23 protein-coding genes are annotated in these 26230 nt (G+C 65.3%); 7 read left to right on the forward strand and 16 right to left on the reverse strand.

From position 1 onward, the window contains the following. Positions 1-67: 67 nt before the first annotated feature. The 7 genes from ACH13J_RS11225 to ACH13J_RS11255 all read right to left on the reverse strand — a co-directional run bounded on the left by ACH13J_RS11225 (position 68) and on the right by ACH13J_RS11255 (position 13764). Positions 68-3151, reverse strand: a complete 3084-nt coding sequence (locus ACH13J_RS11225; RefSeq protein ID WP_397543423.1) for an efflux RND transporter permease subunit — start codon at positions 3149-3151, stop codon at positions 68-70. Then, the gene (locus tag ACH13J_RS11230) at positions 3148-4257 is read right to left on the reverse strand and encodes an efflux RND transporter periplasmic adaptor subunit (protein WP_397543424.1); all 1110 of its coding nucleotides are present in this window, start codon (positions 4255-4257) and stop codon (positions 3148-3150) included. The genes ACH13J_RS11225 and ACH13J_RS11230 overlap by 4 nt, the downstream gene beginning before the upstream one ends. 126 nt (positions 4258-4383) lie before the next feature. Further along, on the reverse strand, positions 4384-7506 hold the full coding sequence (locus ACH13J_RS11235) for an efflux RND transporter permease subunit (protein ID WP_397543425.1): 3123 nt from the start codon (positions 7504-7506) through the stop codon (positions 4384-4386). After that, complete coding sequence (locus tag ACH13J_RS11240) at positions 7503-8621, reverse strand: efflux RND transporter periplasmic adaptor subunit (RefSeq protein ID WP_397543426.1); 1119 nt, start codon at positions 8619-8621, stop codon at positions 7503-7505. Before ACH13J_RS11240 ends, ACH13J_RS11235 begins: the two co-directional genes overlap by 4 nt. Positions 8622-8755: 134 nt before the next feature. Further along, positions 8756-12199, reverse strand: a complete 3444-nt coding sequence (locus ACH13J_RS11245) for a PAS domain S-box protein (RefSeq protein WP_397543427.1) — start codon at positions 12197-12199, stop codon at positions 8756-8758. Beyond that, positions 12196-13284, reverse strand: a complete 1089-nt coding sequence (locus tag ACH13J_RS11250) for an ABC transporter substrate-binding protein (RefSeq protein WP_397543428.1) — start codon at positions 13282-13284, stop codon at positions 12196-12198. The genes ACH13J_RS11245 and ACH13J_RS11250 overlap by 4 nt, the downstream gene beginning before the upstream one ends. A gap of 75 nt (positions 13285-13359) precedes the next feature. Then, positions 13360-13764, reverse strand: coding sequence for a response regulator (locus tag ACH13J_RS11255; RefSeq protein ID WP_397543429.1), 405 nt, complete (start codon positions 13762-13764; stop codon positions 13360-13362). Positions 13765-13988: 224 nt separating this feature from the next. Between ACH13J_RS11255 and ACH13J_RS11260 the strand changes: the two genes are divergently transcribed. Then, positions 13989-14894, forward strand: coding sequence for a patatin-like phospholipase family protein (locus ACH13J_RS11260; RefSeq protein WP_397543430.1), 906 nt, complete (start codon positions 13989-13991; stop codon positions 14892-14894). Positions 14895-14923: 29 nt separating this feature from the next. On the opposite strand, the gene ACH13J_RS11265 is transcribed toward ACH13J_RS11260, so the two are convergent. The 3 genes from ACH13J_RS11265 to ACH13J_RS11275 all read right to left on the reverse strand — a co-directional run bounded on the left by ACH13J_RS11265 (position 14924) and on the right by ACH13J_RS11275 (position 16712). Continuing rightward, complete coding sequence (locus ACH13J_RS11265) at positions 14924-15481, reverse strand: MFS transporter (protein WP_397543431.1); 558 nt, start codon at positions 15479-15481, stop codon at positions 14924-14926. After that, positions 15397-16218, reverse strand: coding sequence for an MFS transporter (locus ACH13J_RS11270; RefSeq protein WP_397543432.1), 822 nt, complete (start codon positions 16216-16218; stop codon positions 15397-15399). Before ACH13J_RS11270 ends, ACH13J_RS11265 begins: the two co-directional genes overlap by 85 nt. A 191-nt stretch (positions 16219-16409) precedes the next feature. Next, complete coding sequence (locus ACH13J_RS11275; RefSeq protein ID WP_397543433.1) at positions 16410-16712, reverse strand: ferritin-like domain-containing protein; 303 nt, start codon at positions 16710-16712, stop codon at positions 16410-16412. A gap of 283 nt (positions 16713-16995) precedes the next feature. On the opposite strand from ACH13J_RS11275, the gene ACH13J_RS11280 reads away from it, so the two are divergent. Beyond that, positions 16996-17295, forward strand: coding sequence for a hypothetical protein (locus ACH13J_RS11280; RefSeq protein WP_397543434.1), 300 nt, complete (start codon positions 16996-16998; stop codon positions 17293-17295). Positions 17296-17303: 8 nt separating this feature from the next. Here ACH13J_RS11280 and ACH13J_RS11285 read toward each other — a convergent pair whose 3' ends face one another. The 4 genes from ACH13J_RS11285 to ACH13J_RS11300 all read right to left on the reverse strand — a co-directional run bounded on the left by ACH13J_RS11285 (position 17304) and on the right by ACH13J_RS11300 (position 22314). After that, entirely contained in the window at positions 17304-17969 is a 666-nt protein-coding gene (locus ACH13J_RS11285) for a L,D-transpeptidase family protein (protein WP_397543435.1), read from the reverse strand. Between the two features lie 270 nt (positions 17970-18239). Further along, a complete protein-coding gene (locus ACH13J_RS11290) occupies positions 18240-20957 on the reverse strand; it encodes an ATP-binding domain-containing protein (RefSeq protein ID WP_397543436.1) in 2718 nt (905 codons plus the stop codon). Positions 20958-21067: 110 nt separating this feature from the next. Next, a complete protein-coding gene (locus tag ACH13J_RS11295; RefSeq protein ID WP_397543437.1) occupies positions 21068-21994 on the reverse strand; it encodes an ImmA/IrrE family metallo-endopeptidase in 927 nt (308 codons plus the stop codon). Further along, positions 21994-22314 (reverse strand): helix-turn-helix domain-containing protein, encoded by a 321-nt coding sequence (locus tag ACH13J_RS11300; RefSeq protein ID WP_397543438.1) that lies wholly within the window; start codon positions 22312-22314, stop codon positions 21994-21996. The genes ACH13J_RS11295 and ACH13J_RS11300 overlap by 1 nt, the downstream gene beginning before the upstream one ends. A 137-nt stretch (positions 22315-22451) precedes the next feature. On the opposite strand from ACH13J_RS11300, the gene ACH13J_RS11305 reads away from it, so the two are divergent. Next, a complete protein-coding gene (locus ACH13J_RS11305) occupies positions 22452-22685 on the forward strand; it encodes a DUF2188 domain-containing protein (protein WP_397543439.1) in 234 nt (77 codons plus the stop codon). Then, positions 22682-23464, forward strand: coding sequence for a hypothetical protein (locus ACH13J_RS11310; protein WP_397543440.1), 783 nt, complete (start codon positions 22682-22684; stop codon positions 23462-23464). The genes ACH13J_RS11305 and ACH13J_RS11310 overlap by 4 nt, the downstream gene beginning before the upstream one ends. On the opposite strand, the gene ACH13J_RS11315 is transcribed toward ACH13J_RS11310, so the two are convergent. After that, on the reverse strand, positions 23451-24488 hold the full coding sequence (locus tag ACH13J_RS11315; protein ID WP_397543441.1) for a nucleotidyl transferase AbiEii/AbiGii toxin family protein: 1038 nt from the start codon (positions 24486-24488) through the stop codon (positions 23451-23453). The genes ACH13J_RS11310 and ACH13J_RS11315 overlap by 14 nt on opposite strands. Continuing rightward, the gene (locus ACH13J_RS11320; RefSeq protein ID WP_397543442.1) at positions 24485-25084 is read right to left on the reverse strand and encodes a DUF6088 family protein; all 600 of its coding nucleotides are present in this window, start codon (positions 25082-25084) and stop codon (positions 24485-24487) included. The genes ACH13J_RS11315 and ACH13J_RS11320 overlap by 4 nt, the downstream gene beginning before the upstream one ends. 182 nt (positions 25085-25266) lie before the next feature. Here ACH13J_RS11320 and ACH13J_RS11325 point away from each other — a divergent pair, with 182 nt between their 5' ends. The 3 genes from ACH13J_RS11325 to ACH13J_RS11335 are packed head-to-tail and all read left to right on the forward strand — an operon-like array spanning position 25267 to position 26140. Then, positions 25267-25476, forward strand: a complete 210-nt coding sequence (locus ACH13J_RS11325; RefSeq protein WP_397543443.1) for a helix-turn-helix domain-containing protein — start codon at positions 25267-25269, stop codon at positions 25474-25476. Between the two features lie 11 nt (positions 25477-25487). Beyond that, a complete protein-coding gene (locus ACH13J_RS11330; protein WP_397543444.1) occupies positions 25488-25976 on the forward strand; it encodes a hypothetical protein in 489 nt (162 codons plus the stop codon). After that, a complete protein-coding gene (locus tag ACH13J_RS11335) occupies positions 25973-26140 on the forward strand; it encodes an AAA family ATPase (protein WP_397543445.1) in 168 nt (55 codons plus the stop codon). The genes ACH13J_RS11330 and ACH13J_RS11335 overlap by 4 nt, the downstream gene beginning before the upstream one ends. Positions 26141-26230 lie beyond the last annotated feature (90 nt).

Below are 26230 nucleotides of genomic sequence, written 5' to 3' on the forward strand. Positions count from 1 at the left end.
GGTAATTGTCGCGGATTTTCCGATATTTAAACGAACACGCCGGGCGGGCGCGGCGCGGTTCGCCCCATCAGCCGGCGTCGCCGGCCTCGCGCAGCTCCCGTTCCAGGGCCACCGCGCTGGACGCCCGGGCGCGGGTCAGGCCGCTCACCAGGGCATACGCCGCGGGTGTCAGGAAAAGGGTGAAGATCGCCGCCATTCCCAGCCCGCCGACGATCACCCAGCCGATGGCGGCGCGCGCCTCGGCGCCGGGGCCTGTGCCAAGGATCAGCGGCAGCCCCGCCATGACGGTGCAGATCAGCGTCATGGCGATCGGGCGCAGCCGGGCGCGGGCGGCCTCGTAGGCGGCCTCGAGCACCGGCCGGCCACGGTCGCGCAGCTGATCGGCGAATTCCACCAGAAGGATGCCGTTCTTGGCCATCACCCCGATCAGCATGAGCACGCCGATCTGGCTGTAGATATTGATGGTCGTCCCGGTCAGCAGGAGCGCGTATATCGCCGCGCAGACACCGAACGGCACCGTGGTCATCACCACCAGGGCGCTGGTGAGGCTCTCGAACTGGGCCAGCAGCACGAGAAAGACGACCAACAGGGCAATCACGTAGGTGGCCAGAAGGGCCGAGGAGGTTTCGTCGAGCGACGCCGCCTCGCCCAAAAAGATCAGGCCGATCCCCTCGGGCAGACGGTCCTGCGCGCGGGCGCGCACGGTGTCGATCACCTCGCGCAACGTGACCTCGGGGGCGACCGAGGCGTCGATCTCGATCGCGCGGCGCTGTGCGTGTCGGTCCAGCTCCGCGGCCACGCCGCGCTCCTCGAAGCTCACGATCTGGCTGAGCGGCACAAGCCCGCCGGTGTCGGCGCGCACGTAGAGGTTCATCAGGTCGACCGGGTCGCGCACCGCACCCGCCGCGGATTGCAGAAGGATGGGCACGGCCTCGTCATCGATGGTCAGCTCGGCGATCTCGTCCTCGTCGATGAGAGCCCGCAAAGTGCCCGACAGCGTGGACATCGGCACGCGCAGGTCCGAGGCGCGCTGGCGGTCGACCCCGATGGAAAGCTGCGGTTGCGTCGCCTGGTACTGCACCCGTATCCGCGACAGCCCGGGGAGTGTCTCGAGCTCGCGCGCGAAGGCGTCCGCCGCCGCCGCGATGTCGGGATAGTTCGGCCCCGTCAGCGCGATGCTCAACCCGCCACCCGACCCACCGCGCAGCCCCAGGCTGTTGCCGCCATAGATGAAGGGGCGCGCGCCGGGAAGCCGCTGCAGATCCGCCCGGATCTCGCTCTCGATCCGGGCCTGGCCGATCTCCCGCTCCTGCCACGGCACAAGGCGCATCCCGATGCTCCCGCGGTTCAGGTCGTAGCGCCCCGTGATGGAGTAAAGCCCCCGCGCGACCCCCTGATCCACGTAGGGGCGCAGGATCTCCTCGACCTGCACCACCTGCCTGTCGGTGTAATCCAGCCCTGTGCCGTCCGGACCCTGTATCCACACCGAGATCATGCCGCGGTCTTCCTGCGGGACCAGCTCCTCGCCCAGCCTGTCATGGGCGAATATCGCACCACCGGCGAGCACGCCCGCCCCCACGAGGGTGACAAGCGGCGCACGGATCATCGGGCGGATGACCGCGGCATACCCGTCCGAGAGCCGCCGCCCGATCTCGGCGAACGGGCCGCCCCCACGTCCCAACCCCCCGGACAGAGACGCAAGCATCGGGCACATGGTCAGCGCGACGAAGGACGAGATCGCCACCGTCACCGCCAGCACGAAGCCGAACTCGGTAAAGAGCCGTCCGGCATCACCCGGCAGGAAGGAAATGGGCACGAAGACCGCGATCAGTGTCAGCGTCGTCGCGATCACGGCAAAGAACACCTGCCGCGCCCCGATCACCGCGGCCGCGCGCGGGCCTGTCCCGTCCTGTCTCCGTCTCTGGATATTCTCGGTCACGACAATGGCGTCATCCACCACGAGCCCGGTCGCGAGAACCAGCGCCAGCAAGGTGATCAGGTTGATGGAAAACCCCAGCAGCCATATGCCGGCCACCGATCCGATCAGCGCCACCGGGATCGTCACGGCGGGGATGAGCGTGGCCCCCAGACGGCCGAAGAAAATCCAGATGACCGCGATCACGATGGACAGGGCCACGGCGAGCGTCTTGAGAACCTCGGCGATCGCCCCCTTGATGAACACCGCGTCGTCGCTGGTCACCTGAAAGCCGAGGTCGGGAAAGCGCTGGCGGAGCCGCTCGATCGCGCGGTTCACATCGTCGGAAATGCGCACGGTATTGGACTGCGCCTGCCGAACGATGCCAAGGCTGACCACGAGACGCCCGTCCAGCCGCGCGATGCTGTCGGGCGTGGCGCGACCGAAATAGACATCGGCAACGTCGCCGAGGCGAACATGGTCGCGCAGCATGAGATCCTCGATCCGGCCCGGGTCGGCAACGGTGGCGTCCGCGCGCACCAGCACCTCAAGCGGACCCGAGGCAAAGCTGCCCACCGGCACGTCGAACTGTGCCGCGCGCAGGACCGCCGCGACCTCGCCGATGGACAGCCCGAAGGCCGCCAGCCGGTCGGGGCGGACCTCGACCCGCAAGACACGCTGCCGGTCGCCGAACAATACCACCTCCGCGACCCCGTCAACGGCGGTGAACTCCGTCGCGATGGCGTCCTCGACCAGCCGCGTGAGATCGGCCATGGACCGCGCATCGCTCCATACCGCGACATCCATGATCGGGTCGGCATCTTCCTCGGACTTGACGACATACAGGTCCTCGACGCCGTCGGGCAGGCGTGTCTCGATGCGGCTGACGGCCTCGCGCACGTCGTTGGAAGCATTGGCGAGGTCGCGGTCGGCGCCGAACTCCACCCGCATGCGGAAATTGCCCTCCTCGGAAGAGGTGCGCACCGCCTCGACCCCGGCCACCCGGGCGACGGCCCCTTCCACCAGCGCAGACACCTCGGCATCGACGGTGGTGGGCGACGCCCCGGGATAGTTTGCGCGCACCGAAACCACGGGCCGGTCCACGTCGGGCAGCTCGCGCACCTCGATCCCCCAGAGCGCCCCGATCCCCGCGATGACGATCAGCAGGCTCATCACCGCCGCAAGATAGGGCCGGCGCACGCTGAGCTCCGTGATGCCACGGCCGCCCAGTGTCATGACGGCCCCGTGCCGGGGGTATTGAGCACCTCCACCGCCCGGCCCGGCCGCAACCGCTGTGTGCCCTCCACGATGACCCGGTCATCCGCGTCCAGAGGGCCGTCCACGATCACGAGCCCCGCCCGGCGGCGCACCAGCCGCACCTCGACCTGCTCGGCCGCCCCGTCGGCGACGCGCCAGACATGCAGCGCCCCGCGCGAGAACTGCAGGGCCAGTTCGGGAACGGCCGGGTAGGTCTTGCCCGGCAGGTCGAGCTGCAAGGCAAAGGACGCGCCGGGGCGCAGCTCGTCGGTGGTGTTGTCTATGGCGGCCCGCACGCGGGCCGTACGGCTCGCCGCGTCAACCCGGCTGTCGATCGCGGTGACCGCACCCTCGAAAGCGCGCCCCTCCACCGCCGGCGTGCGGGCGGTCACCGCAAGGCCGGGTGCGACACGGCCAAGCAGCGCCTCGGGCAGGTCGAACTCCACAAGGATGCGGCTGCGGTCATCGAAGCTGGAGATCGCTTCGTCCGCGGCAATACGGTCGCCCGTCTCGACCGAGGCCAGCCCCGCCACCCCGTCGAAAGGGGCCCGCAGCGTCCGGTCGTCAAGCTCCGCGCGCGCCTTTTCCAGCTCGATCCGCGCAACCTGGTAGTCGGTTTCGGCCTGCTCGATCCGCGCGGTCGCGGCCGCACCGGTGTCCTGCAGCGCGCGGTACCGGTCGCGTTCCGAGCTCGCGCGGCGGAACCGCGCCTCGGCAAGCTGCACCGCAAGCCGCTCGTCGGTGTCCTCCAGCCGCATGAGCAGGTCGCCCGCGGCGTATTTCCGGCCCGGAACGATATCGAGCTGCATGATCTGGCCGCCCGAGGGCGCACGCAGCGTCACCGAGCGCTGCGCGAAGCCCGTCCCGATGGCCGAGAATGTCAGGTCGTCCTCGACCCTGCGCACGCCATCAACGATGACCGGCACGCCAGGGGCGCGGTCCGATCGCGTCACCGATTGCTCGGACCTGGCCCCCAAAGAGGCCCACATGGCGTCCAGCTCGGCCCGGAAATGCCATGCCAATGCCGCCGCTGCGATCATCGCGGCGGCGGCCGCAAGCTGTTTCCAAGGCGCCGTTCTGTCCATGGCGGGGTGCCTGTTTCCACTTGGCAGTGCAGGTGATCATAGCCCGAAATCCGCGCATGTCACTCAAACAGCTTTCCGCGGCGCCACCTTTGCCATGGCATGATCGGGCGCGGCCCGTGCACCGCCTCAGTCCGCCGGCGGGCGCGCGGGCGACTCCCCTGACTGTGCGTCACGCCCCGGCCCGAGCACGAGCAGCGCGGGCGTAACCACGAGGGTCAGCACGGTCGCAACCGTCAGCCCGCCCACGACCGCCGCCGAGAGCTCGGTCCACCACTGGGTCGAGGGCGCGCCGTGAACGATGTCACGATTGTAGAAATCCACCGTCAGCGCCAGCACCATCGGCATCAGGCCCAGCCCGGTGGTGACGGATGTCAGGATGACCGGCCGCATGCGCAGCACCCCCGTGCGCAGCGCCGCCTCGCGCGCATCCTGCCCAGCGGCGCGCAGCCGGTTGAAGGTGTCGATCAGAACGATGTTGTCGTTGACCACCACGCCGGCCAGCGCGATCATCCCGATCCCGCCCATCACCACGCCGAAGGGGCGCCCCGTCACCAGCAGGCCCATCAAGACGCCCGTGATCGAGAAGACGATCGCGGTGAAAACGACAAGCGCCTGATAGTAGCTGTTGAACTGCAACAGAAGGATGCCGAACATCAGCGCGATGGCAGCCACGAAGGCGGCAGAGAGAAACTCCATCGCCGCCTGCTGTTCCTCCGCCTCGCCCTTGAAGGACCACTCGGCCCCGCCGGGAAGCCCCTCCTGCGTCAGCGCGGCGCGCAGGGCCGAGACCTGGTCGTTGACCAGCCGCCCGGCGGTCACGTCCGCCTCGACAATCGCGACGCGCGTCTGATCCACCCGGCGGATCGTGCCGCTGCGCGGCGCCGGGTCGAGCCGGACGAAGTTCTCGATCGGCACCAGCCCCGCCGCGGTCGGCACGCGCAGGCTGCCAAGCTCGGCCAGGGTCCGCTCGTCGGCGGGGAAGCGCACCCGAATGGGCACGGGCTCGTCCGCATCGTCGGGGCGGTACTCGGCGATCTCGACGCCCTGCGTGAGAAGCTGCACCGCCTGCCCAAGCAGGCTCACATCCGCGCCGTAGCGTGACGCCTCGGAGCGGTCCACGTCGATCCGCCATTCCACGCCCGGCAGGGGCAGCGTATCGGTAACATCCGTGAAACCGCCGAGCCTGTCCATCATCGTGTGAACCGTCTTCACGGCCGCATCCAGAACCCCCGGATCGTCTGACCGGATTTCAAGGTTCACCGGCTTTCCCGGTGTCGGCCCCATGTCGGGCGTGCGTACCTGCACCTCGATGCCGGCGATATCCTCCATGTCCGCCCGTATCTCCTCGCCGATCCGGGCGGCCGGCGCGCGCGTGTCCCATTCGGCGAGTTCCAGCGTGAGGCGCCCGATGACCTCGGCATCCTCCGCCCCCAGCAGCGTGCGCGCATAGACGCTCTCCACATCGCTGCGCCCGGCCAGCCGCCGCTCGACCCTGCGAACGAGGTCGTCGCGCTCGTACACAGATGAATTGTCGCGCGAACGCACCTCGACGATCAGCGTTTCCGGTTCGATCTCTGGGAAGAAGGCCAGCCCCGTGCCATGCTGGGCATAGGTCGTGATCGCCGCCAGCAACCCCGCGACCGAGACCAGTACGACCGTCATCGGACGCGCCAGCGCCCTGTTCAGGAAACGTGCATAGATCCCCGCGCCCCCGGGCAGGCGGCGCGGATCGCCCCGCTCGGATTCGTGGAGCGCGCGTTTCGCGCGGGCCGTTTGCGGACGCCGGCGGCCCAAGGCACCACCGACAACGGGCACGAACACCAGCGCCATCAGAAGCGAGGCCGACAATGTCAGCAGCACGGTGATCGGCAGGTATTTCATGAACTCTCCGACGACACCGCCCCAGAACAGCAACGGGACGAACACCGACAAGGTCGTGCAGATCGACGCGATGATCGGCCATGCCATCCGCTTGGCCGCGGCGGCATATGCCGCCCGCGGGGGGCCGCCGCGCTCGAGCCGTCGGTCGGCGTATTCCACCACGACGATGGCACCGTCGACCAGCATTCCGACCACGAGGATCAGCGAGAACAGAACGATGATGTTCATCGTGTATCCCATGGCCCACAAGGCGGCCACGCCGGTCAGGAAGGCGCCGGGGATGGCAAGGCCGACCAGAAGCGCCGAGCGCACGCCGAGCGCCCAGATGATGACCATCATCACCAGCAGGATCGCGGCGATGACGTTCGATTCCAGTTCGCTCAGCGTGTCCTTGATCTCGGTGCTCTGGTCCTGCGGATAGGCGATGCGCACGGTGTCGGGCCACTCGCCAGAGGCGGCGGCGGCCTCCGCGCGTACCGCACCGACCGTCTCGATGATGTTCGCGCCCACCCTCTTGGTCACCTCCAGAACGAGCGCGGGCTGCCCGTCGTAACGGGCGAATTCGTCGGGGTCCGCGAAACTGCGCCGCAGCACCGCGACATCACCGAAGGTCACCACCGCATCCCCGGCAACCTTGAGCGGCATCTCCATCACGTCGTCGATGTCCTCGATCAGCCCCGGCACCTTGAGCACGACGCGCCCCGCCAGCGTATCGATGGCCCCCGCCGCGATTAGGCGGTTGTTGCGGGTCACCTGCCGGATCAGCTCGTCAAAGGACAGGCCGTAGGTTTCGAACACGGTGGGGTCGATCAGCACCTCCAGCACCTCGCTCCGCGCGCCGGCGATATCGACTTCCAGCACGCCTTCGAGCGCTTCGAAGCGCGCCTTGAGGTCGTCGGCTATGCCGTTGAGCGTGCGTTCCGGGACCGGCCCCGACAACACCGCCGTCAGCACCGGGAAAAGCGCCGTGTTGATTTCCTCGACCACGGGCGTGCGCGTGTCCGCCGGCAGTTCGCCCTGCGCACGGTCGACCGCCTCGCGGACCCGGTCGAGCGCCTCCCCGGCATCCGCGCCCGGCTCGAACTCCAGGACGACCGAGGCGAACCCCTCGCCGGCCTGCGCCGTCATCTCGTCGAGCCCGGCAAGCGCGGCCAGCTCCGTCTCCAGCGGACGGATGAGCAACCGTTCGCTGTCCTCGGGCGTGATCCCCTCCAGCGAGGTCGTCACGATCGCGACGGGAATCTGGACTTCCGGCGCCGCTTCCTTGGGGATACCGCGATAGGCGGCCGCGCCGGTGAGCAAAAGCAAGACCAGCGCAAGCAGGACGGCGCGGCTGCGCGAGAACGCGGCGTCGATCAGCGCGTTCATTGCGGGCCGTCGCCGATCGCGGGCAGCGCACGGTCATCAGGCCGCGGCTCGACCTGTTCGCCGCTGCGCACGAACCCCTGCCCGACCGTGATGAGGCGGACCCTCTCGGGCAGGCCCGTGACCCACACCCCGTCGGTCCCGGCGCGGACCACGTCTACCTCGTAAAAGCCGACGCGGTTGTCGTCGTCGACGGTCTTGAGCCCAAGCGCGCCGCGTTCGTCCAGCGCCAGCAGCGCCGGCGAGACGAAATGGGCCCTGGTCTGTCCGGTCTCGATGCGGATCTCGGCGCTGACGCCGGAGGGGATCTTGCCGCCCTCGTTCGGCACCTCGACCTCCATCAGGAAGGTCCGGGTCCGCGCGTCGGCGTTCGCGCCGACGAACACCACCTTGCCCGTGCGCCTTTCACCGGTGATGAAGCCGACATCCGCGGATTGCCCCGTGCTGATCCGCGCGACCGACTGCTGGGCAATGCGGGCCCGCACCGTCAACGGCTGGTTGTCGACGATGCGTGCCACCGGCGCACCGGCCGCGACGAATTCGCCCGGGTTCACCGGCAACTCCTCCAGCCGGCCCGCGAACGGGGCGCGGATGGTTGCATCCGACAGCGACTCGCGCGCGGCTGCGAGCTGCGCCTCGGCGGCGGCCAGCGCGGCGCGGGTATCGGCAACGCGGTCCAGCGTGCTGATCCCGCGCTCCAGCAGCGTCTGCGCGTTGCGGTATTCCCGCCGGGTCCGCTCCACCTCGGTCTCTGCGCGGCGCAAGTCGGCCTCGCGTTCCGTAGGGTCCAGCTGCGCGATGACATCCCCCGCGCCGAGCATGGCGCCCTTGGGCGCGGGGACCTCGATCACCTTGCCCGACGCCTCGGCCAGCACCTCGGTTTCGCGATCGGGCATCGCCTGCCCCTCCGCGACGAGCACGTCGGCAACCGTGCGGGCGACGGATTCCGCGACAGCCACCTGCACGGGATCGTTGCCGTCATCCGCCGACGGCAGGGCCGCTTCCCCGTTGCCGGTCAGCATGCCGCTTGCGAACCACCCCGCCACGAGCAAAACCAGCCCGAGCGCGATCCACGCCGAGCGCGTGGCGCCCGGATCGTCCTCGAATTCAAGGGGCACGGATGCACCTGCCCCGTTTGCGTCATCGCCTCTGGTCAATTCATCCCCCGCCGTGCCAGCCCTCTGGCCGCCCCGGGCCGCGTCGCCCCGGCCTGTCGGCCGGGATGTCAGGAAACAGCCGCACGCGGCGACGGTCAAGATACTGCCGCTGCCATGTGGCCCTGCACCCCGGCGCGCGGCCGCCCGCTGCCGCTCATTCGGGCGGCGCCGCCGACAACGCGTGCCGCACCGCCCTTGCAAGATCCGCAAGGCGATAGGGCTTGCCGAGCAGGTTCACCCCCTCTTCCAGCTTTCCGTTGCGCACGATGCGCACGACGCGAATAACCCGACGTGAAAAGCACCGGCAGGCCGACGCGTCGGTGCTGTGCCTCTTGCGCGAGCTCGCGTCCGTTCATCCGCCCGGGCATCACGATATCCGTGAACAGGAGATCTATGTCCGGTGTCGCGTCGAGGATGCGCAGCGCCTCCTCGGCGTCGGACGCGGCCGAAACGCGATAGCACAGGCCCTTCAGCTGGCTGGTCACGTTCGCGCGCAGGCTGTCGTCATCCTCGACCACCAGTATGTGCTCGCCCCGGCCTTTCACGTCGGCGGGGGCGGTATCCTGTTCCCTTGCGGCCGAGTCGTCACGCACGACCGGCAGGTAGAGCCGCACGGTGGTTCCCAGCCCGGGTTCCGAATAGATCCGGGCATGACCGCCGGACTGCTTGACGAACCCGTAAACCGAGCTGAGCCCCAGACCGGTGCCCTGCCCCGGCGGACGCGTGGTAAAGAAGGGATCGAACGCCCTTTCCACGATATCGGGCGCCATGCCGCTGCCGTCATCGGTCACGGCAATGCACAGATATGCCCCCGCTGACAGGCCCGGGTGCTGGCTGACATAGGCCTCGTCGAGTATGGCATCGGCGGTTTCAACGTTGATGGTTCCACGCTCGCCGATGGCGAGCTTGCTGTTGATCACGAGGTTCAGGATCGCCGCCTGCAGGCGATTGGCGTCTATGTTGACGACGGGCGCCTCGGCGCCGAGGTCGAACAGCAGGTCGATGCCCTCTTCCACGCTCTTGCGCAGCAGCGTGCTGGCCTCATCGATCAAGGCATTGACGTCCGTAGCCTCGGGCCGTGGCGGCTGGCGCCGGGCAAAGGTGAGCAGGCTGTCGGTCAGCCGAGCGCCCCGTTCGGCCGCATCCAGCGTGGTTTCCGCCAGCTTGCGGGTCGTGTCATCGGCGGCCTGCTCCAGCAGCATGTCGGCGTTGCCAAGGATGATCGTCAGCAGGTTGTTGAAGTCGTGCGCCACACCGCCCGTCAACTGACCGATGCTTTCCAGTTTCTGCGCCTCGTGCAACTGCTGGTCGAGCGCGCGCAGCTCCGTAACGTCCGACATGCCGCCGACAACACGCGTCGCGTTTCCCTCGTCGTCCCGGACGATGGCGGCCCGGACCTCGACCTGTCGCACGGCATCATCCTTGTCGAGGATGCGATACTCCGATTCCCATGAACCGGCGTCGCCCGTGACCGCGTCCTGCAGCTCCTTGACAACGCGGTCGCGGTCCTCGGGATGGATCAGCCCGACGGACTCGAAGGATGTTCTGGGCGCCTCCGGCGCGGAAAGGCCCAGCCGTTCCAGATATGCATCGCTGCGTGTCCACTCGTCCTTTCTGACATCCCAGTCCCAGATGAAATCCGTCGTGACCTGCGATACCAGCCTCAGCCGTTCCTCATCTTCGCGGATCCGTTCCTCGGCGCGCTTGCGTTCCGTGACATCGCGCTGGACCGCCACGAAATGCGTGTTCCGCCCGTCCGGGTCCATCAGCGGCACGATGTCCAGTTCCAGCCAGCACGGCGTGCGCGACTTGGTGTAGTTGACAATCTCGGTGCGGACGGATCTGCGCGCCTCGAGCGCGGCGCGGATTTCATCCAGCGCGGTCCGGTCGGTCGCGGGGCCTTGCAACATGCGGGGGGTGTTGCCGATCGCCTCGTCGCGGGTATAGCCGGTGATCCGCTCGAACGCGGTGTTGACGTAGAGAATCCGCGGATGATCCGGCCCGTCGACCTCCCCGGCCTCGGTGATGACGATCATGTCGTTGAGCCGTTCCGTCGCCTTCTCGAACAGCTTGAGCCGTTCCTGCGTCTCGCGTTGCGCCGTGCAGTCGCGGAAATATACCGCCAGCCCGTCCGGCGTGGGATGGGCATTGGCCTCGAACCAGCGTTCGACCGTCGGCAGGTGCTCGGTGAAAAGCTGGCTTTCGCCCGTTCTCACCGCCCGCTGGCACAGCGACTCGAACCGCGTGCCGCGCATTTCGGGGAATGCCTCCCACATGGATTGGCCGGTCAGCTCGTCGCCTGCGCGACCGACCAGCTCTTGCGCGCGCTGGTTGATGAAGGTGAAACGCCACTCGGCGTCCAGCGTGAAAAACCCGTCCCCGATGGCGGACAGGACATCGCGCAACTGCGCGCTTCGGCGCGCGATCTGCTCGCGGACCTGAATGAGTTCCGACACGTCCTGAAAGGCGCCCTGAACCGCCACGATCCGGCCCGTACCGTCGTACTCCGGCTCCCCCACCGCCCGCACGGTGAGCTGCCGGCCAGCGGCGGTGACGAGGCGGAACGTGTCATCGAAGCTTCGGCCGTGCGCGAGACAGGCCTCGACCCTGCGACTGATGCGTTGGCGTTCCCCCTCGGGATAAAACGCCAGCGCATCCTGCGACCTCGGGCTCGTTCCGGGCGGAAGGTCGTGGATTCGCGCGGTGCCATCCGTCCACTCCACCCTGTCGCGTTCAGGATCATAGCGCCAGCCGCCGAAATCCGCCACGGCCGAGGCCATGCGGACGAGCGCGGAGGTCTTCTGCAGGCTGCTTTCGGCGGCCTGTCGGCGCGTGATCAGGCTGTTGAAGGCCTTGGCCACCTCGCCCAGCTCGTCCGACCGGTTCTCGGCAGCACGCGCACTGGTGTCGCCGTCCTCGATGGCGCGGATCGTTGCGGCGAGCCGGCCCAACGGCACACCCACGCGCCAGTAGAGCATCGAGAAAGCCCCGAAACTGACCGCGGCAAACAACACCGAAAAGCCCGAAAGCCCCCCGAAAAGCCAACTGGTCTGTGTCGCGATGCCTTGCCGGCGGGCTTCCAGTGCTTCTCCGACAGCGGCATCAAGCGCGATCCCGTGCGCCGCCATGGTCGAGAACAGGCTCTCGGTCAGCGGCGGCCCCTCGGGCGAGCCGATGACGCGGGCCTGTCGCCGCACGCTTCCCGCGGCCTCCAGCATCTGCACCATGCGGTCGATCGCCCGCACCCCGTTCATCGCGTCGGGGTATTCCTCGCCCAAGGCCTCCAGCTCCACCTCGATTGCGCGGGCATCCCGACTGACCGCGTTCAGCAACACCGGATCAGCCCCTTGCAGCAACAGGGCATCTGCCGCTGCCGAGAATGCCGAGATCCGGCGTTGCAGAACGAGTATTTCCGCCACCTCACGCTGGGTCTGCTCGACACGCGACAGCAGATAACCGGCACCGATCACGAGCATGACCATCGTGACGAGGACAAGGATCAGCGCGGTTTTCGACAGTCGGACGAGGCTGGTATTCACTCCTGCTCCTGTTTTCCGGTTCCGGGGGACAATCGGGGCAGCAGGACCGAGGCGGGGGACACCGAGCGCAAGGGCGCCGTCTCGATCGCCGAGAGAAAGCTGCCGGTGCCGCCATGGACAGGATAGCCGGCCCATCTGGCCCATTCGAGCTGTTGGCGGTAGCTGGCGAACAGCGACCAGTCCAATGTCACGTTGAAGATCGCCGAGCCCAGCAATGCACCGGGCGCCGCGGAATCGCCGATCTCCCACGCGTCGCGGAAGTGCCGGGCGGCCGGCCCGGGATGCCCCTGTATCCAGTCCACCGCGGCGACGTAGGCCCCGAGCACGTCACGGTGCCGCCGTGTCCGGGCGGGATCGGAGCGCCGGGCGACGAGTATCCAGCGCGATGCGTAGAAGTTGAACAGCGCGTCGTCATGGGTCGTCAGGTTCCGGTCGTTCACCAGCGTTGCGGAATGGTCCCAAGGCTCCCACACGATGGCGGCACCGATCTCGCCGGCATTGAACGCCTCGACGATCTGCTCGGGTCCGAGATCGACCAGGTCGATGCTCTGGACATCGATGCCGTGAAAGGCCGCGAACAACGACCACAGGTATTCCGCGTTCGTCCCCTTTGGCAGCCCGATGCGCCGCCCCTCCAGGCTTCGGGGTCCGGGCCCGGCCGGCATCAACGGGTCCTGACGGGCGATGATCCGTATGTTCGGGGCACCGTGCGTGAGGTTGGCGAGGATAACGGGGTCGCCGACGCCGCCCGGCGAAGGGTCGCGCATCCTGTCCAGAACGAACGGGGTCATCGCCATGAGGCCATAGTCGATTTCCCCCTTGCGCAAGGCGGCGAGGTTCGCCTTGCCCGATTTGCCGTAACTCACCTCGATATCTTGGCCGGACGTCTCGAAGAATCCCTGACCATCTGCGATGAGGGTGGGCAGATCGCCGATATATTGAACACCGCGCAGCTTGACGGGCTCCGAAAGCGCGGCCCCGGCCGACACGGCCATCAACACGCCCGCAATGGTCCGCCTTGCGAGGCGCGCGCACCCCGGCAGGCACTTTCGGGCAACGTGGCAGATGAAGCGGCGAAGGGTCAACTGGAAACCTCGTCTGTCCCGGCCCGCGACCCGCCCGATGCATCATCGATCGCGCCGCGGCGCATGCTGCGCGGGTCAGCCACTCTTTTCATCGTCACGCTGCACGGCCCGCTCGACAAGGTCCAGCAGTTCGCGCGGCCGAAAGGGCTTGCGCAACGTGTAGTTGGCCCCGAACAGCTCGGCGCTTTCGAGAATGTCGTCAAGAAACCCCTGCTCGGCGCTGATGTAATTGCCCCCACCGGATATCGCGATGATGGCAGTCTCGGTATCGGATGCCCTGATTTCCAGGATCGTCTCGATGCCTTCCTTGTCGGGCATCAGGATGTCGCAGATCAAGAGGTCGGGGCACTGCGCCTTCATCCGCCGCAGCCCAACGGCCCCGTTTTCCGCAAAGTCCAGGTCATGGCCCGCATGTGACAGGCTCCGCCCGAGCGTTTCCCGAACGTCCTTGTCATCATCGATCAGCAGAATGCTTGCCATCACGCAGTCGTCCAAATTCCAGCCCTGAGGGTCGTCGCGGACAACGCCTTTGTCCATGATAATTGTCAAGAATCATAGATCAAGCGTCAAGCTCGCGCAGGGGCCGATTGCGCGGTGATACGCCGTTCCAGTCGCGCGGGCGCCGCGCGCCGGACGCGCTCTATCGACTTTTCCGCAACCTTTCATCACTCTGGTGGCCGGACAGTCGGGCACGGAACACGGACATGTCAGGAACCAACAGACCCAAGATCGGCCTTGCCCTCGGCAGCGGCGGTGCACGGGGCTGGTGCCATATCGGCATACTGCGCGCACTGGAGGAGATGGGGCTACGACCGGACGTCATCGCCGGGTCGTCCATGGGCGCGCTGATCGGCGCCGTTTACGCGGGCGGTGCGCTCGATTCCCTGGAAAACTGGGCCGCGGGCCTGACCGCGCGGGATTTTTTCGGCCTGCTGGACGTGAAGCTTTCCTCCGGCGGGCTGGTCGAGGGGGCCGAGATCGTCAACGTCATCCGCCGCCTCGTCCCCTGCGAGAACATCGAGGACCTGAACGTGCCGCTGGCGCTGGTCGCCACCGACATGGCGACGGGGCGCGAGGTGTGGCTGACCGAGGGCAACCTTGCCGACGCCGTGCGCGCCTCCGTCGCGCTGCCCGGTATCATCAGCCCTTTCCGCATGGGCGACAGGTGGTTTCTCGATGGCGGTCTCACCAACCCCGTGCCGGTCACGGCCTGCCGGATACTGGGTGCCGAGGTGGTGATCGCGGCGAACCCCAACGGGCGGATCGACGGCACGTTCTGGGCGGAGCGGGAACGGGAACTGCCGGCGTTCTGGAAATCGTGGGGCGACCGCCTGCGCGATCTGCCCGCCGCGCTTTCCGGGCTGTTCGAGGACCACGCCGCCGCCGAACCCAAGCCGCAGTACCTCGATGTCATCGCGGCCTCCATCGACATCATGACCGACGGCATCCGCCGGGCCAAGCTGGCCGGCGATCCACCGCACGTCCTGCTTGACGCGCATCTCTCCAAGCTCTCGGTTCTGGATTTCCACCGCGCCCGGAAGGCAATGGAAGAGGGCCGCAGGATCGTTCAGGAAAACGCCGACGATATCTCCCGCTGCGCGAAGCTCTGAGACCGGCAGGGCAACACGGTGCCGCCGCCTTACGCGCGCACCCCGCGGGCGCGCGCCTGCAGTACCGCGCCGGTCCGTTCGGGCATGGACCATACCGCCAACGCTCCGGCAAGACCGCCGGCCACCAGCATCAGCGCCGGCGCCAGTTCGGCCCCTGTCCATTTTATCAGGCTCGTTGCCAGCATCGGCGTGGCCCCGCCCATGATTCCCATACCGAGCGCGAAGGAGATCGAGTAGCCGGTATTGCGGTTCGTGGCCGGGAAAATCTCGGCAAACAGCGCCGGCGCGCTGCCAAGAAGCAGGGCCAGCAGACCCGCCAGCAGGAATTGCACCATTCCCGCAACCCACAGGCCGCCCGACAGTGCAGCCCCGAAGGCCGGCCACGCGGCGATGCATATCACGCCGAGGGTTCCCCCCGCGAGGATCCGGCGCGATGGCAACCGGTCGCTCACCCACCCGGCCAGCAGGACAACCGGCAGCATGGCGACCAGCGCGGCGGTGTTCACGCGCATCGCCGCGTCGATGGACACGTTGCCATGCTGGTCCAGCCAGTTCGGAAAATAGACCATCGCGACGTAGAAAAACATCCCGTAGCCCGCGGCGAACAAGGTTGACTTGAGGGTGAGCGGCAGCGTTGACGAAAGGGTTTCCCAGATGGGCGCGTCGGGCTGGCGTTCGGCTTCCTGGCGCTCGAACGCGGGGGATTTCGGCAACCGCCGCCGCAGCCAAAGGCCGCGATCCCGATCACGCCACCCAAAAGGTAAGGGATTCGCCACCCCCAGCTGTCGACATCCGTCTCGGGCATGAGGTTGAGCACCCCCATTGCCATGAGCGAGCCGAAGGCCGTGCCCGCGACAGAGCCGAGGTTGGCCATGCTGCCCGACAGGCCACGCCGGTCATCCGGTGCCGTTTCCACGAGGTAGACCACCGATGTCGAGAACTCGCCGCCCACCGACAGCCCCTGAATCAGCCTGAGAAAAACCAGCATCACGGGCGCCGCGAGCCCGATGGCCTGGTAGTCGGGCAGCAGCCCAAGGCAGAACGTGGGTATCGCCATGAGCGCGACCGATATCATCATCGTCCGGGACCGGCCGACCTTGTCACCCAACCAGCCGAACACGACGGACCCCAGCGGGCGCATCACGAAACCGGCTGCAAAGATGCCGTAGACGGCGATCAGGTTGGCCAGCTCGTTCCCCTCGGGAAAGAAGATCCGCGAGAACACGCTGGCCATGAAGCCGTAAAGCGCGAAGTCGTACCATTCCACGACGTTGCCGGCGAAACCGGCTGTCAGCACCGTTCTGCGTTGCCGCTCACCGGCCATGACTCGGCTCAGACCCCGTTGTTTCCGCCGCTCATGTTGATCGACATGAAGGCGGGTTCGCCCATGCGCTCAAGCGTGGCCGTCTGCCTGTCCAGCCAATCCCAATGCCCCTCTTCGTCCAGAACGATCGTCTCGAACAGGGTTCGTGTCCCGATGTCGTTGACGTCCGCGGCATCCCGCGCGGCCTGGCTTCAGAACTCGATCGCCCCCTGCTCTTCGGTCTTGTCGGCCTCGAACAGCTCGGCAAGGCCCGATGCCATTGCCGGTGTTTTCTTGGGCGTCATCCGGGGTGTCCCGCCGAGGAAAATGATCCGGTCGGCGAACCTGCCCGCGTGGGTCAGCTCTTCCTGCATCTCGTCGCGCATCCGTTGCGCCAGCTTGTCCAGCCCCCAGTCATCCAGCGTGTGGGCATGCAGAAGATACTGGTTCACGGCCGTCAATTCCATCGCGAGCGCGGTTTGCAGGTTGTCGATGCTCCGGCTTCTGTCGGTCATGAAAAAACTCCTTCTTTTAACACGTTACGAGCCCACGTATGGATCGCGCGGCAGATTGAAACGCAGCCCGCATGCGTCACGCAGTCTCACCACCGCGCCACGGCACCTGCGCGGCGCGCACCTGCCGGGGTTGCAGCGCGCGTGCGGAAAGCGGTTCGCTTCCCGGCGTGTAGTGTGGCATGACTAGCGGGCCGGCACCCGGAGCGGGGCGCACCCCCGGCGTGGACACCCGGGCCCGCGACGAGTCGACCAAGGTTTCAGAAGTTACGGGGACGGATCACCGATGAACGAAAACCAGCACGCACATTCTGCCCAGCGCGCGCGAATCGCGGCTCTCGTCGCGGCCCTCATGGCCGCCGGCGCCTGCGCCGCACCCGAGCCCGGAATTGACGAGGACGGATTCATCAAGGATCTCCCGGCCAACGTGGCCGAAATGGCGGCGCCGAACCAGAACCTGGATGCCGTGCGGCTGCGGCCGCAGGATGGATGCTACTGGTACCGTTACGACGGACCCGTCGAAACCGTGATGGTGCCGCTGCGCGCCGACGGCGGCGGCAAGATCTGCACGTCGGCCGCGGGGTAGTCCGCGCCTCAGCCGCGTGCGATCGCTGTGCCGTTGGCGGGATAGAGATATGCGGTCACGCCTGTCTCGACATTGTCGTAAAGATCGTTGATGTGCGCCATGACCATGCGCACGCAGCCCGAGCTCGCGCGCCCGCCGATCGTCCGGGGTTCGGGTGTGCCGTGGATGCGCAGATAAGTATCCCTGTTACCCACGTAGAGATAGAAGGCCCGCGATCCCAACGGGTTCTCCGGGCCCGGCTCGACCCCGTCGGCATGTTGCGCGTAGCGCTCAGGTTCCCGCCGGATCATGTTCTGGGTCGGGGTCCAGCTGGGCCATTTCACCTTGCGCTTGATGGTGTAGACGCCCGGCTCGTACAGCTGTCCCCGGGCGATGGCGACCCCGTAGCGCATCGCCGTGCCGCCGGGCTCGATGTGGTAAAGAAACCTCGCAACCGCGTCGACATGGATATCACCCGGCACGAGCCCCTCGCGCGCCTTGACCCTGACCGGCAGGAAACGGGGTTCCAGCCCCCACGGATTGGTCGTGGCCGGATCGTAGTTCGGCGGCGTCACCTGTGCATCCCAAGCGTCCCATTGCGCGCGCATCGAGGACGATGCGGCAAGCGCAGGTGCAGGTAGCGCCGCCGAGCACATCGCCGCGGTGGTGAGGCAGAACTGGCGCCTGGTCAGCATGGCTGTATCTCCTCGGTCTGTCCTGTTGCGTGTACCCGCGGCCACTCCTTGGATACAAGTGATTTAGGCTCATAACCTGAAGGTCGTAGGTTCAAATCCTACTCCCGCAACCAAAATACATCGCGTTATCAAACGCTTGAACGCCGCCCTCCGGGGCGGCGTTTGCGTTTCCAAAGCCCGTGGAAGCACTGTGGAAGCAAGAGGGGCCGAAGTCCTTCATATCGCTGCGTAAATCGGCGTCTGAGGCGCACGTTGATTCCATAGGGTGGCTCATATCGACCAATCCTTGCTGAAGTGATGCGACAGCGGTTCAATCTGCCCTGGTACTTCGCCCTTGAAGGTCACCCCCAGATAGGTTGCAGCGCGGGTTGCCCCGACATAGAGGTACTTCGAAAAGAGACCCGGATGCTTGGAGACAGTTTGGTCGAGATCAACAAAGAACACAGCCTCGAACTCTAGTCCTTTGATGTGGCGGATATTGAACACTCGCACATCCCGGTCGTTACCAACGACCTTTCCGTCTTTACAGGCGACAGCGGAAAGGTTGATCTCCTCAAGCCGGTCGTTCAGCTCCAGCGCTAGCGGTTCTACTTGCTCTTCCTCATTCACTAGAACGGCAATCGTCGTAGCCTTCTGAACCATTCGATCGATCTCGTGAATGCGCTTGGTAAGCCACTCCGCGACGGCAGAGTTGTCTCCGAGGTATGCCTGCCAAACTGGGGGTAATCCCTCTGCATCAAGGCGGTCGGGCAGGATAATGTCATCTGCCTGAGAGCCGCCGACGGTCGCAATTTGCTTTGCAAGATCAACCAGGCGTCGGCTTTGACGGTATGACACGGTAATCGATTTACGTTCGATCCTTTCGCCGACCCAACCGAGCGCTTCATTCGACTTGATGCCCCACGAAGTCAGCCGTTGATTGATATCTCCGCAAAGAAAGAGAGAGCCTGTTAGAGGATGGGCAAGTTCGTTCATGCATGCAAGCTGTACCCGCGAAAAGTCAGTTGCCTCATCGACCAGAACCTGTGCTCTTTGGATGTATTGGATGGTCGCGAGAGGCCCGGCCGCGCGAAGTTCAGACCCGGCCCGGCGCCGATAGGTGCCCAACAGCTCGTTGGCGATCTGGAGCGTCGCCAGGATCACTAAGTCAAGTTCTTGCCAGTGAATATCCGAAGTCTTGGCCGGAGTCGCTTCGTACCAACGCCCTGCCTTCGCCATTTCGGCGCGGAAGCGCTTGTATCTTGCCGGGATTCCGCGGACGAACAGCCGTTCAAGACGCTCGAACCTCCTCAGGCGCGACTGTTCGGCCAACAGCTTCCCGAGCTCAGAGATCTCGTTATCTGACGGGAGGCGGTCTTCGCCCAGCCATGCGATAAGCATGCCATCTTGCGATTTCTCCGAAACGCGGCGCCGTGCCCTCCGCGCTCTTGCCAAAGACTTCAGGGCACGTTCAAAACGCAGCAAGGCATGCTGCCGGCTGACCGGGCGACCGGGTTGGGGTCCAGCGGTCTGTTCATCCTCGTCTTCAAGCGCTGCTTCGAGTTCATCGTCCTCGTCCGCGTCTTGCGGATCAGCCGCAAGCTGCCGGGAGATTTCTTGGCGGAGGAGGTCGGGAAAGTTGCGGTCAGCATAAGTGAGCGCATTGCGAGCTCGCGTGAGAATGCGGTTGATGCCGTCGCTCCGCGAGGAAATCGCCTCCCGAATTTCGGGAACAAGGTCCGCAACGCTCCGCATCGTATACGCATAGAAATCACGTCCAGGCGCCTTGAATGCGTCTTTCAAGAGATCCCCGATTGCACTCAGATCTCTTGCTTCACTGTTTGCTAAAAATTCCGCATCGGCTCGCATTTCACTCGCAACAGAAGCGTCGACGAACTCGCGGAATTCGTCATACCATTGAGCTTCGTCCATGACTTCGGGCTTGAGGTAGTCCTGCGTACGGCGTTCGACGAATGGACCAGTGCCCGTGCTCGTTCGCAACAATCCAAGCTCCTCGCGCGAGAGTTCACGACGAAACTCGTCCCAGGTCCGGATGTGCCCATCACTCGCGGCCAAACCCTCCTTGTTGAACGCTTCTTTCACATACTGCCTTAGCAGCTCAGTCGGAGAGAACAGGATCCAGCTACTCTCATGCGGCGTGCCAGTTTCTTCCTCAACTTGCCGAACCAGTCGCATCTCCTCACCGGACTCTTCGAGAGCGTGCCGGTCGGTTTTTTGGCCGAGGCGCCGAATGAGGGTTGTCGTCTTGCCTGTTCCCGGCGGGCCAAAAAGGAAGCAGCGGCTGCTGATAGGCATCCGAAAGATCTCATCCTGGTGCCGATCAAGGATTGGCTGATCACGCAGGCCCATTTGCGTGAGGATCGCGCGGCGCACGCCCGCTACGATGTTCGCGTCAGTGTCGTCGTCCCAAAGCGCCTCGAGGTCGCCCTCTTCGATGTGGGCACTCGGTTCCAGTAGCTCACGCAGGGACCCGACGGTGAAGCGCCCGAGACCCCGTATGTCGATCTCCGAGTCCTTGGCGTCCCACTCTCCTTGCTCGCGTTGTGGCTTGAGGCGCGCGGAGCTATCGACCAGAAGGTCTCGCTCGGTGCTGCCGAAGCGAAATGTGCCGTCGTCGCCAGCTGCCAGGGATGCGATCCGACCCAGTGGTGCCCTGTAGCTCGCAAGCTTGAAACCGGGTATTGAACGGGGAGTGCCGCGAGTGATGAAGATGGTATCTTCTTCACCGTTTTCATCGATGTAGTGTATGCGTGCGATGATAGGCTGCTCGATCAGTGCAGCAAGAGCATCCATTTCTGCATCTGCGACCTCGCCGAGACGGCTCACCTGCTGCGGACTGTTGAGTGTATTAATGCTTGCAAATGCACTGGCATCGCTCTTCCGGTGGGATGTCCGCGCCGCTTCTGCATCAGCGGCCACCTTCTCAATGCAGGTGAGCGAGTTCATTGCGATATCGGCAAGAACTGCTTCTTTGTTTGTCTTCGTCATCGTCACGTCCGTGTCCACGCTTCAATAAAATTCTTCAATCGAGTCTCCTTGAAGAGTTGGTTCCTGACGGTGCGATACGGGCGAGGCACGGGGCTTTGACCTCCTCATTCTCATCTATCGACAGTGAACTGGTCGTAGGAGTCGCTAGGCTCTTCCCCTTCAACCTCACTGATGTCGACCGAGTCGTCGAACAGGAGAATAGTCAGAGACATGTCGAGGAGCTCGGACACCATCGCCAATTCGCGCACGGGCTCGGATCCGCGGCTGAAGTTCCAGACGCCGGCGGGACGCGGAACTGGTCTATCGGACACGAACCCGCTTTCTTCGGCGCCGATTGCCACCAGAGCGTTGTCAGGGATCGGCATCCCCGACCGAACGAAGATCCCGCTCTTGAGGGCTGACCTGCTTGCACGCCCCCATTTCGCGAAGCCGTCACGCTCGACGACCATTGCCGCCCGCTTGTCTGTGAAGTCGATCCACTTCCGGCAGGCGGCCGTGAGCGAAACGCCGTAGCGGTTCGTGATGTGTTTCAGGAGATCAACGGTCATCTGCTCGCCGCTCACCTGTGCCCGGTAGTCATCGAGCGGCATCAGAAGGAAGGAGGCGAATGTGTCGGCCTCTTCCTCGCGCTGCCTTTCCGCATCCCGCCACGTGGTTGGTCGCAGGGGCTTACACTGGAAGTCGCAGTCGCGCTCGAGGGTGCCGGTCACATAGTCCTGGCCGGACAGGAACGGCCGGTGGAGCTGATAGTGGCCGAATTCGTGCGCGATGGTGAAGCGAACCCGGCCTCGATAGCGCGGGTCGTCGTTGTAGACGATGTGCCATTCCGGGCGCCTCCTGTGAGGCCGGAGCATTCCCTCGAAGCCGGGAAGATCGTCGCCCAGCACCTTGCGGATCGGATCTTCGTTGTTCTGTGACACCTCACGGGCGAGGGCTTCGACGTCGACAGGAAAGCGGTCCTCTCCCAGCACATGCCGAAGCATTACCGAGAGCCGGTTTGCCTCCTGTTGTGGGAATTTCCGCTTTCCGTCATGCATCAGTCGTCGTCCAAGGCATCCAGTATCCGGCGGAGACGTTCCTTTTCCGGCTGGGCCATTTTCTTGTATTTCCGAAAAAAGGCGATGTCCTCGGCATCCTCCTCTTCCTTTTCGCCGTCACCGACCAGCAGGTACTCGACCGTGGTGTCGAGCGCAGTCGCGATCAGGGCCAGCTTTTCGGCCGAGGGCCGTGAGACCTCCTTGTTCTCTATCTCCCACATGTAACTCTTGCTGGAGCCGACCCGCTCGGCGAGTCCTTCCAGGGTGAGGCCGCGCTTTCGTCGTAGCTCGCGAACGCGCTCCCCCAGCGGTGTTGGCACGGTGAGTTCCTCTCCCTCGGTGGTTCGTCTTAGCCATACATCTAGTCCTTGACACGCCATACGTGCAATCCCTATCTATTGCGAAGGTTCGCTATAACGAACTCGGATTCACGCGGTAACAGGACAAGGAGGCCGGAATGGCTGAAGGCAAGAAACCAGGCACGCATCACGTTGTGCCGAGCGAAGGAGGCGGATGGGATGTCCGTCGTGGCGGAGCATCGCGTTCGAGCGGGCACTTCGACACCAAGCAGGAGGCGGTCCAGCGCGCCCGAGAAATCAGTCGCAATGCCGAGACCGAGCTGAAGATCCACAACCGTGATGGGCGGATCCGGCCGCCACCTCGCTGGTCGACCATGACGATGAGCCGGTGAAACTGGAATGGTCACCCGAGCATCGCGCCTACGGCTATTTCAGTCCTGCGGCAGGATGGGTGACCGTCGACGAGAAGCGCCTCCAGGTTTATCGGATCGACGCTCTGGCTTTTCTGCAGCGGCTGACGTCCCGGTTAGATCTACCAGTCAGGGCCCGAACGGCTGAACGCATTTCTGGCATCTTATGGGAGTTGGGCGATGTCCGTTTGCCTGGACGCGGAGGCCGGGTCCCGGTCTGGTTCGCACGGAGACTGACGGATCGGGATGTCTGGCGGCAGGTTGTTGCTTATCTCGGTGGCCGCCCTCCGGCAGATTTCAGGGTCGTGGTGACTACTTCGGCGCCCCACGGTCTCGCCGAAGCCGAGCTGTCACGACACCAGATCATCGCGCTGGATGACCTTGTGGACCATAGCGCGGGGCTCATCATCGAGCCCACCTACCTCGCGGCGCAATTGAAGACCGGCGCGGTTTCCCGAGCGGCGGATCCCGTGCGCCACGCGGCTGGGTTCCGGCATGTCTGGGTAGGTGACAGGGAATTCAAGTTCAGCGGCGATAAGCGGCGCCAGATCGTCGAGTACCTTTTCAATGCTTGGGAAGACGGCGTGGAAAGCGTCAGCACCGAGGTCATGTTTGCCGATCTCGAGTTCAAGTCGTCGAGTCGGATGCGGGACATCTTCAAGGATCACGACGACTGGCGGGACCTGATCGAGGCGACGGGCGGATCCTGTAGGCTTCGCATCAGGGAGCTTCTCGAAGAGCAAGGCGCTAGAGCCGGTTGATCTTATCCTGGGCGATCTGAAGCTGATCCATTACCCAGTCGAAGGGTGGTGCGTCGCCGAGCATCATGCCCTGCATGGCCGCGTAATCCTTCTCGATCACGGCGCGAAGTTCAGCGCGCGGCACAATGCAGAGTGAGCCGGGCACGGCCTCGTCGAACTTCTTCCAGGCCTGCTTGAACGCAATGAGGTTGTGCTCCCGCACCGCGGTTAGCAGTGCCTCGTCGGCTAACGCCGCATTCCCAACCTCTGTGCCCGTGATCATGGCGACGTCGTAGTAGTGGCGCGATACCCTGTCACGATCGGCTGGTAACCGATCGGCATCGCGATGGCCGCAGAAAGCGCCGTGCAAGATCAGAAGCTTCTCCAGGTAGGTACGGCCCGGGGTGATCACATGGATGTTGCTGACCTCGAACGACCAGCGGTCAGCGAGATCGTCTGCGATGTAGGGGGTCACGCTTGCCATGACATTCGGATCCAGCGCCGAGCGCGCGCCGGCTTCGAGCTTAACGCGCGGCAAGACGTAGGGAACGTCTGCGCTCGGGTAGAGTGTGGGATACTCGATGAGCAGTGTCTGCTGATCGCGGTCCTCTTCGTCGGGAACGATCCGGCAGCGCTCATCGAGAAGCGGCCTCAGAGCCGCAGCGAGATCGCCGCGAATGTAGGCGGTGCAGGCCTCTCTCAGCTCGTCGAACAGCGCTTTGCGCTTTTTTCTAGAGATGCCTTCAGGGTTTGTCGGGTCGCGATCGGCCTCGAAGCCCAGCCCGTCCCGATAGACGACTAGATCGATGTCCTCCGAGAAGCGGCGGATAAGCCCAAAAGCCTTGGACAGCGCTGTGCCGCCCTTGAACAGGAGTTGCGGGTGGCCGTGCGGCAGGCGGTTGTAGAGCACGTCGAGCACGAAGCAGACCCAAAAGTCCTTCTCGACGTAGCTGGGCAAGGTGTCGAGACGGTCGGCTGCCGCCTCGAACACATCCTTTCTGTCCTGATCCGAAAGCACGAGAAACCGCGCGTAGTTCTCGCTCATCGTGCAGCGGTTTTCGGCTCGACAAGACTATGCGCGATAGGGGCGGCCCAGCTTGGCAGGCTGCCGCTGTTGCGGACGAGATCCTTCTTCATGGCATCCGGCAGTTTCCGCTTGAGCGTGGTCGCGACCCGTACGTCCGAAGCTGCCTGCGGGCCGAGCCAGCGCAGCGCCTGCGCCACGGGCGCAGAGGATTTTCCGGCCCACGCCATTACGCTCGGACTTGCATGCCGCAGGCGAACGGTCCGGTTACCGATCTTCACGTCCCGAGTGGCCCCGTCCGTTACATAGCTTGTCTTCGCGGGGACCGCGTTCGTCAGGCCCAGCTGGTTCGCCGCGGCAATGCCGTCAGGCATGATGCGGATGCTGTCGCGCCGCGCGAGGGCAGCGACCGCCTTGTCCATGTCCACAGGTACTGGCCGCTTCAGGACGCCGCTGGTGCGGGGCAGATCATAGAGCCCGCGCCCCACGCGGCGGAGATCACCGCTCTTCGCCAGACGTGACAGCGCCTGATCAACGGCCGCACGGCTACCGAGGTCGAGGAAGTCCTTCGGGGTGCATACCCACCGCCCACGACCCTTTGCGCGCACACGCTTCATGATTCGATCAGCTATGCCAGTCATCTGCGTGGTCCTTCAGGCTCTCCGTCGTCAGAAACATAGACAGTTTTTCTGACGAAATCAATTCCTCCCCGTGCACTCCCCTTACGCCTCCCCGTCTCCTCCCCCAACGACCCCCAGTCTCGTTCGCAGGCATTCGGCCAAACGCGAAGGAGACGAAGATGTCAGTCACACACTTGAACCATGTCGAGCTGGCGGCTCGATGGAAGATCAGCCCGCGCACGCTGGAGCGCTGGCGCTGGACGGGCGATGGGCCCGCCTTCATCAAGATCGGCGGCCGGGTCGTGTACCGGCTCGAGGACGTCGAGACCTACGAGCGCACGCAGCTGCGCGCCAGCACCGCTGACACCACCCCCAAGCCCGCGGCGTGAGGGAGGTGAGCATGACCATTCCCAACACCATCACGCTCGACGCGCTCCGGCACATGGCCGTCGGTGACATCGCGGCGCTGTCGGCGGAGGAGCTCGCGCGCCTGCAGGCTGACGCCGATGCGGCGCTCCGCGACGCGAAGACCCTGCGCGACTGGCTCGATGGGGCCATAGCGCTGAAGTACAGCGACCGCGCAGCGCAGGCCCGCCGGGAGGCCGGCAAGGACACGGGGACCGTGCGCTTCGCCGACGGGCCGGTCACCGTGGTCTCCGAACTCCCCAAGAGGGTCGACTGGGACCAGGACAAGCTCGCGGAACTCGTGGAGCGGATCCGGGCCGAGGGGGATGACCCCGACGCCTATGTCGATGTCAGCCTGAAGGTGCCCGAGCGGAAATACACCGCCTGGCCGCCGGCGATCCGCAGCGCGTTCGAGACGGCGCGCACGGTCCGCACCGGCAAGCCGACCTTCCGGCTCGTCCGCGACGGGGAGGCGACGGCATGAGCCTTCCCATCATCAGCGCCGATGCGCGGCTCGCGGAGCCGCGCGGGATCAAGGGCTGCATCTTCGGCAAGTCGGGCATCGGCAAGACGACGCTGCTCTGGACGCTCGACGCGCGGTCCACGCTCTTCATGGATCTCGAGGCCGGCGATCTGGCGATAGCGTGAAATCAGGTATTCGCGATCTTCCGTCATCCGAACTAGATGATTGAGGGTCAACTTTCGAAGTACCAGTCCCCGTGTGACTGCGGTGTTCGC

Source organism: Roseovarius salis (assembly GCF_044472985.1).
In the GTDB taxonomy this organism is placed as follows: domain Bacteria; phylum Pseudomonadota; class Alphaproteobacteria; order Rhodobacterales; family Rhodobacteraceae; genus Roseovarius; species Roseovarius salis.

Excerpts from the sequence above, each read along its gene's own strand:
- ACH13J_RS11225 (WP_397543423.1), bottom strand. The coding sequence starts at position 3,151 with ATGACACTGGGCGGCCGTGGCATCACGGAGCTCAGCGTGCGCCGGCCC.
- ACH13J_RS11230 (WP_397543424.1), bottom strand. The coding sequence starts at position 4,257 with ATGGACAGAACGGCGCCTTGGAAACAGCTTGCGGCCGCCGCCGCGATG.
- ACH13J_RS11235 (WP_397543425.1), bottom strand. The coding sequence starts at position 7,506 with ATGAACGCGCTGATCGACGCCGCGTTCTCGCGCAGCCGCGCCGTCCTG.
- ACH13J_RS11255 (WP_397543429.1), bottom strand. The coding sequence starts at position 13,764 with ATGGCAAGCATTCTGCTGATCGATGATGACAAGGACGTTCGGGAAACG.
- ACH13J_RS11260 (WP_397543430.1), top strand. The coding sequence starts at position 13,989 with ATGTCAGGAACCAACAGACCCAAGATCGGCCTTGCCCTCGGCAGCGGC.
- ACH13J_RS11265 (WP_397543431.1), bottom strand. The coding sequence starts at position 15,481 with ATGTTTTTCTACGTCGCGATGGTCTATTTTCCGAACTGGCTGGACCAG.
- ACH13J_RS11270 (WP_397543432.1), bottom strand. The coding sequence starts at position 16,218 with ATGGCCGGTGAGCGGCAACGCAGAACGGTGCTGACAGCCGGTTTCGCC.
- ACH13J_RS11275 (WP_397543433.1), bottom strand. The coding sequence starts at position 16,712 with ATGACCGACAGAAGCCGGAGCATCGACAACCTGCAAACCGCGCTCGCG.
- ACH13J_RS11280 (WP_397543434.1), top strand. The coding sequence starts at position 16,996 with ATGAACGAAAACCAGCACGCACATTCTGCCCAGCGCGCGCGAATCGCG.
- ACH13J_RS11285 (WP_397543435.1), bottom strand. The coding sequence starts at position 17,969 with ATGCTGACCAGGCGCCAGTTCTGCCTCACCACCGCGGCGATGTGCTCG.
- ACH13J_RS11290 (WP_397543436.1), bottom strand. The coding sequence starts at position 20,957 with ATGACGAAGACAAACAAAGAAGCAGTTCTTGCCGATATCGCAATGAAC.
- ACH13J_RS11295 (WP_397543437.1), bottom strand. The coding sequence starts at position 21,994 with ATGCATGACGGAAAGCGGAAATTCCCACAACAGGAGGCAAACCGGCTC.
- ACH13J_RS11305 (WP_397543439.1), top strand. The coding sequence starts at position 22,452 with ATGGCTGAAGGCAAGAAACCAGGCACGCATCACGTTGTGCCGAGCGAA.
- ACH13J_RS11315 (WP_397543441.1), bottom strand. The coding sequence starts at position 24,488 with ATGAGCGAGAACTACGCGCGGTTTCTCGTGCTTTCGGATCAGGACAGA.
- ACH13J_RS11320 (WP_397543442.1), bottom strand. The coding sequence starts at position 25,084 with ATGAAGCGTGTGCGCGCAAAGGGTCGTGGGCGGTGGGTATGCACCCCG.
- ACH13J_RS11325 (WP_397543443.1), top strand. The coding sequence starts at position 25,267 with ATGTCAGTCACACACTTGAACCATGTCGAGCTGGCGGCTCGATGGAAG.
- ACH13J_RS11330 (WP_397543444.1), top strand. The coding sequence starts at position 25,488 with ATGACCATTCCCAACACCATCACGCTCGACGCGCTCCGGCACATGGCC.
- ACH13J_RS11335 (WP_397543445.1), top strand. The coding sequence starts at position 25,973 with ATGAGCCTTCCCATCATCAGCGCCGATGCGCGGCTCGCGGAGCCGCGC.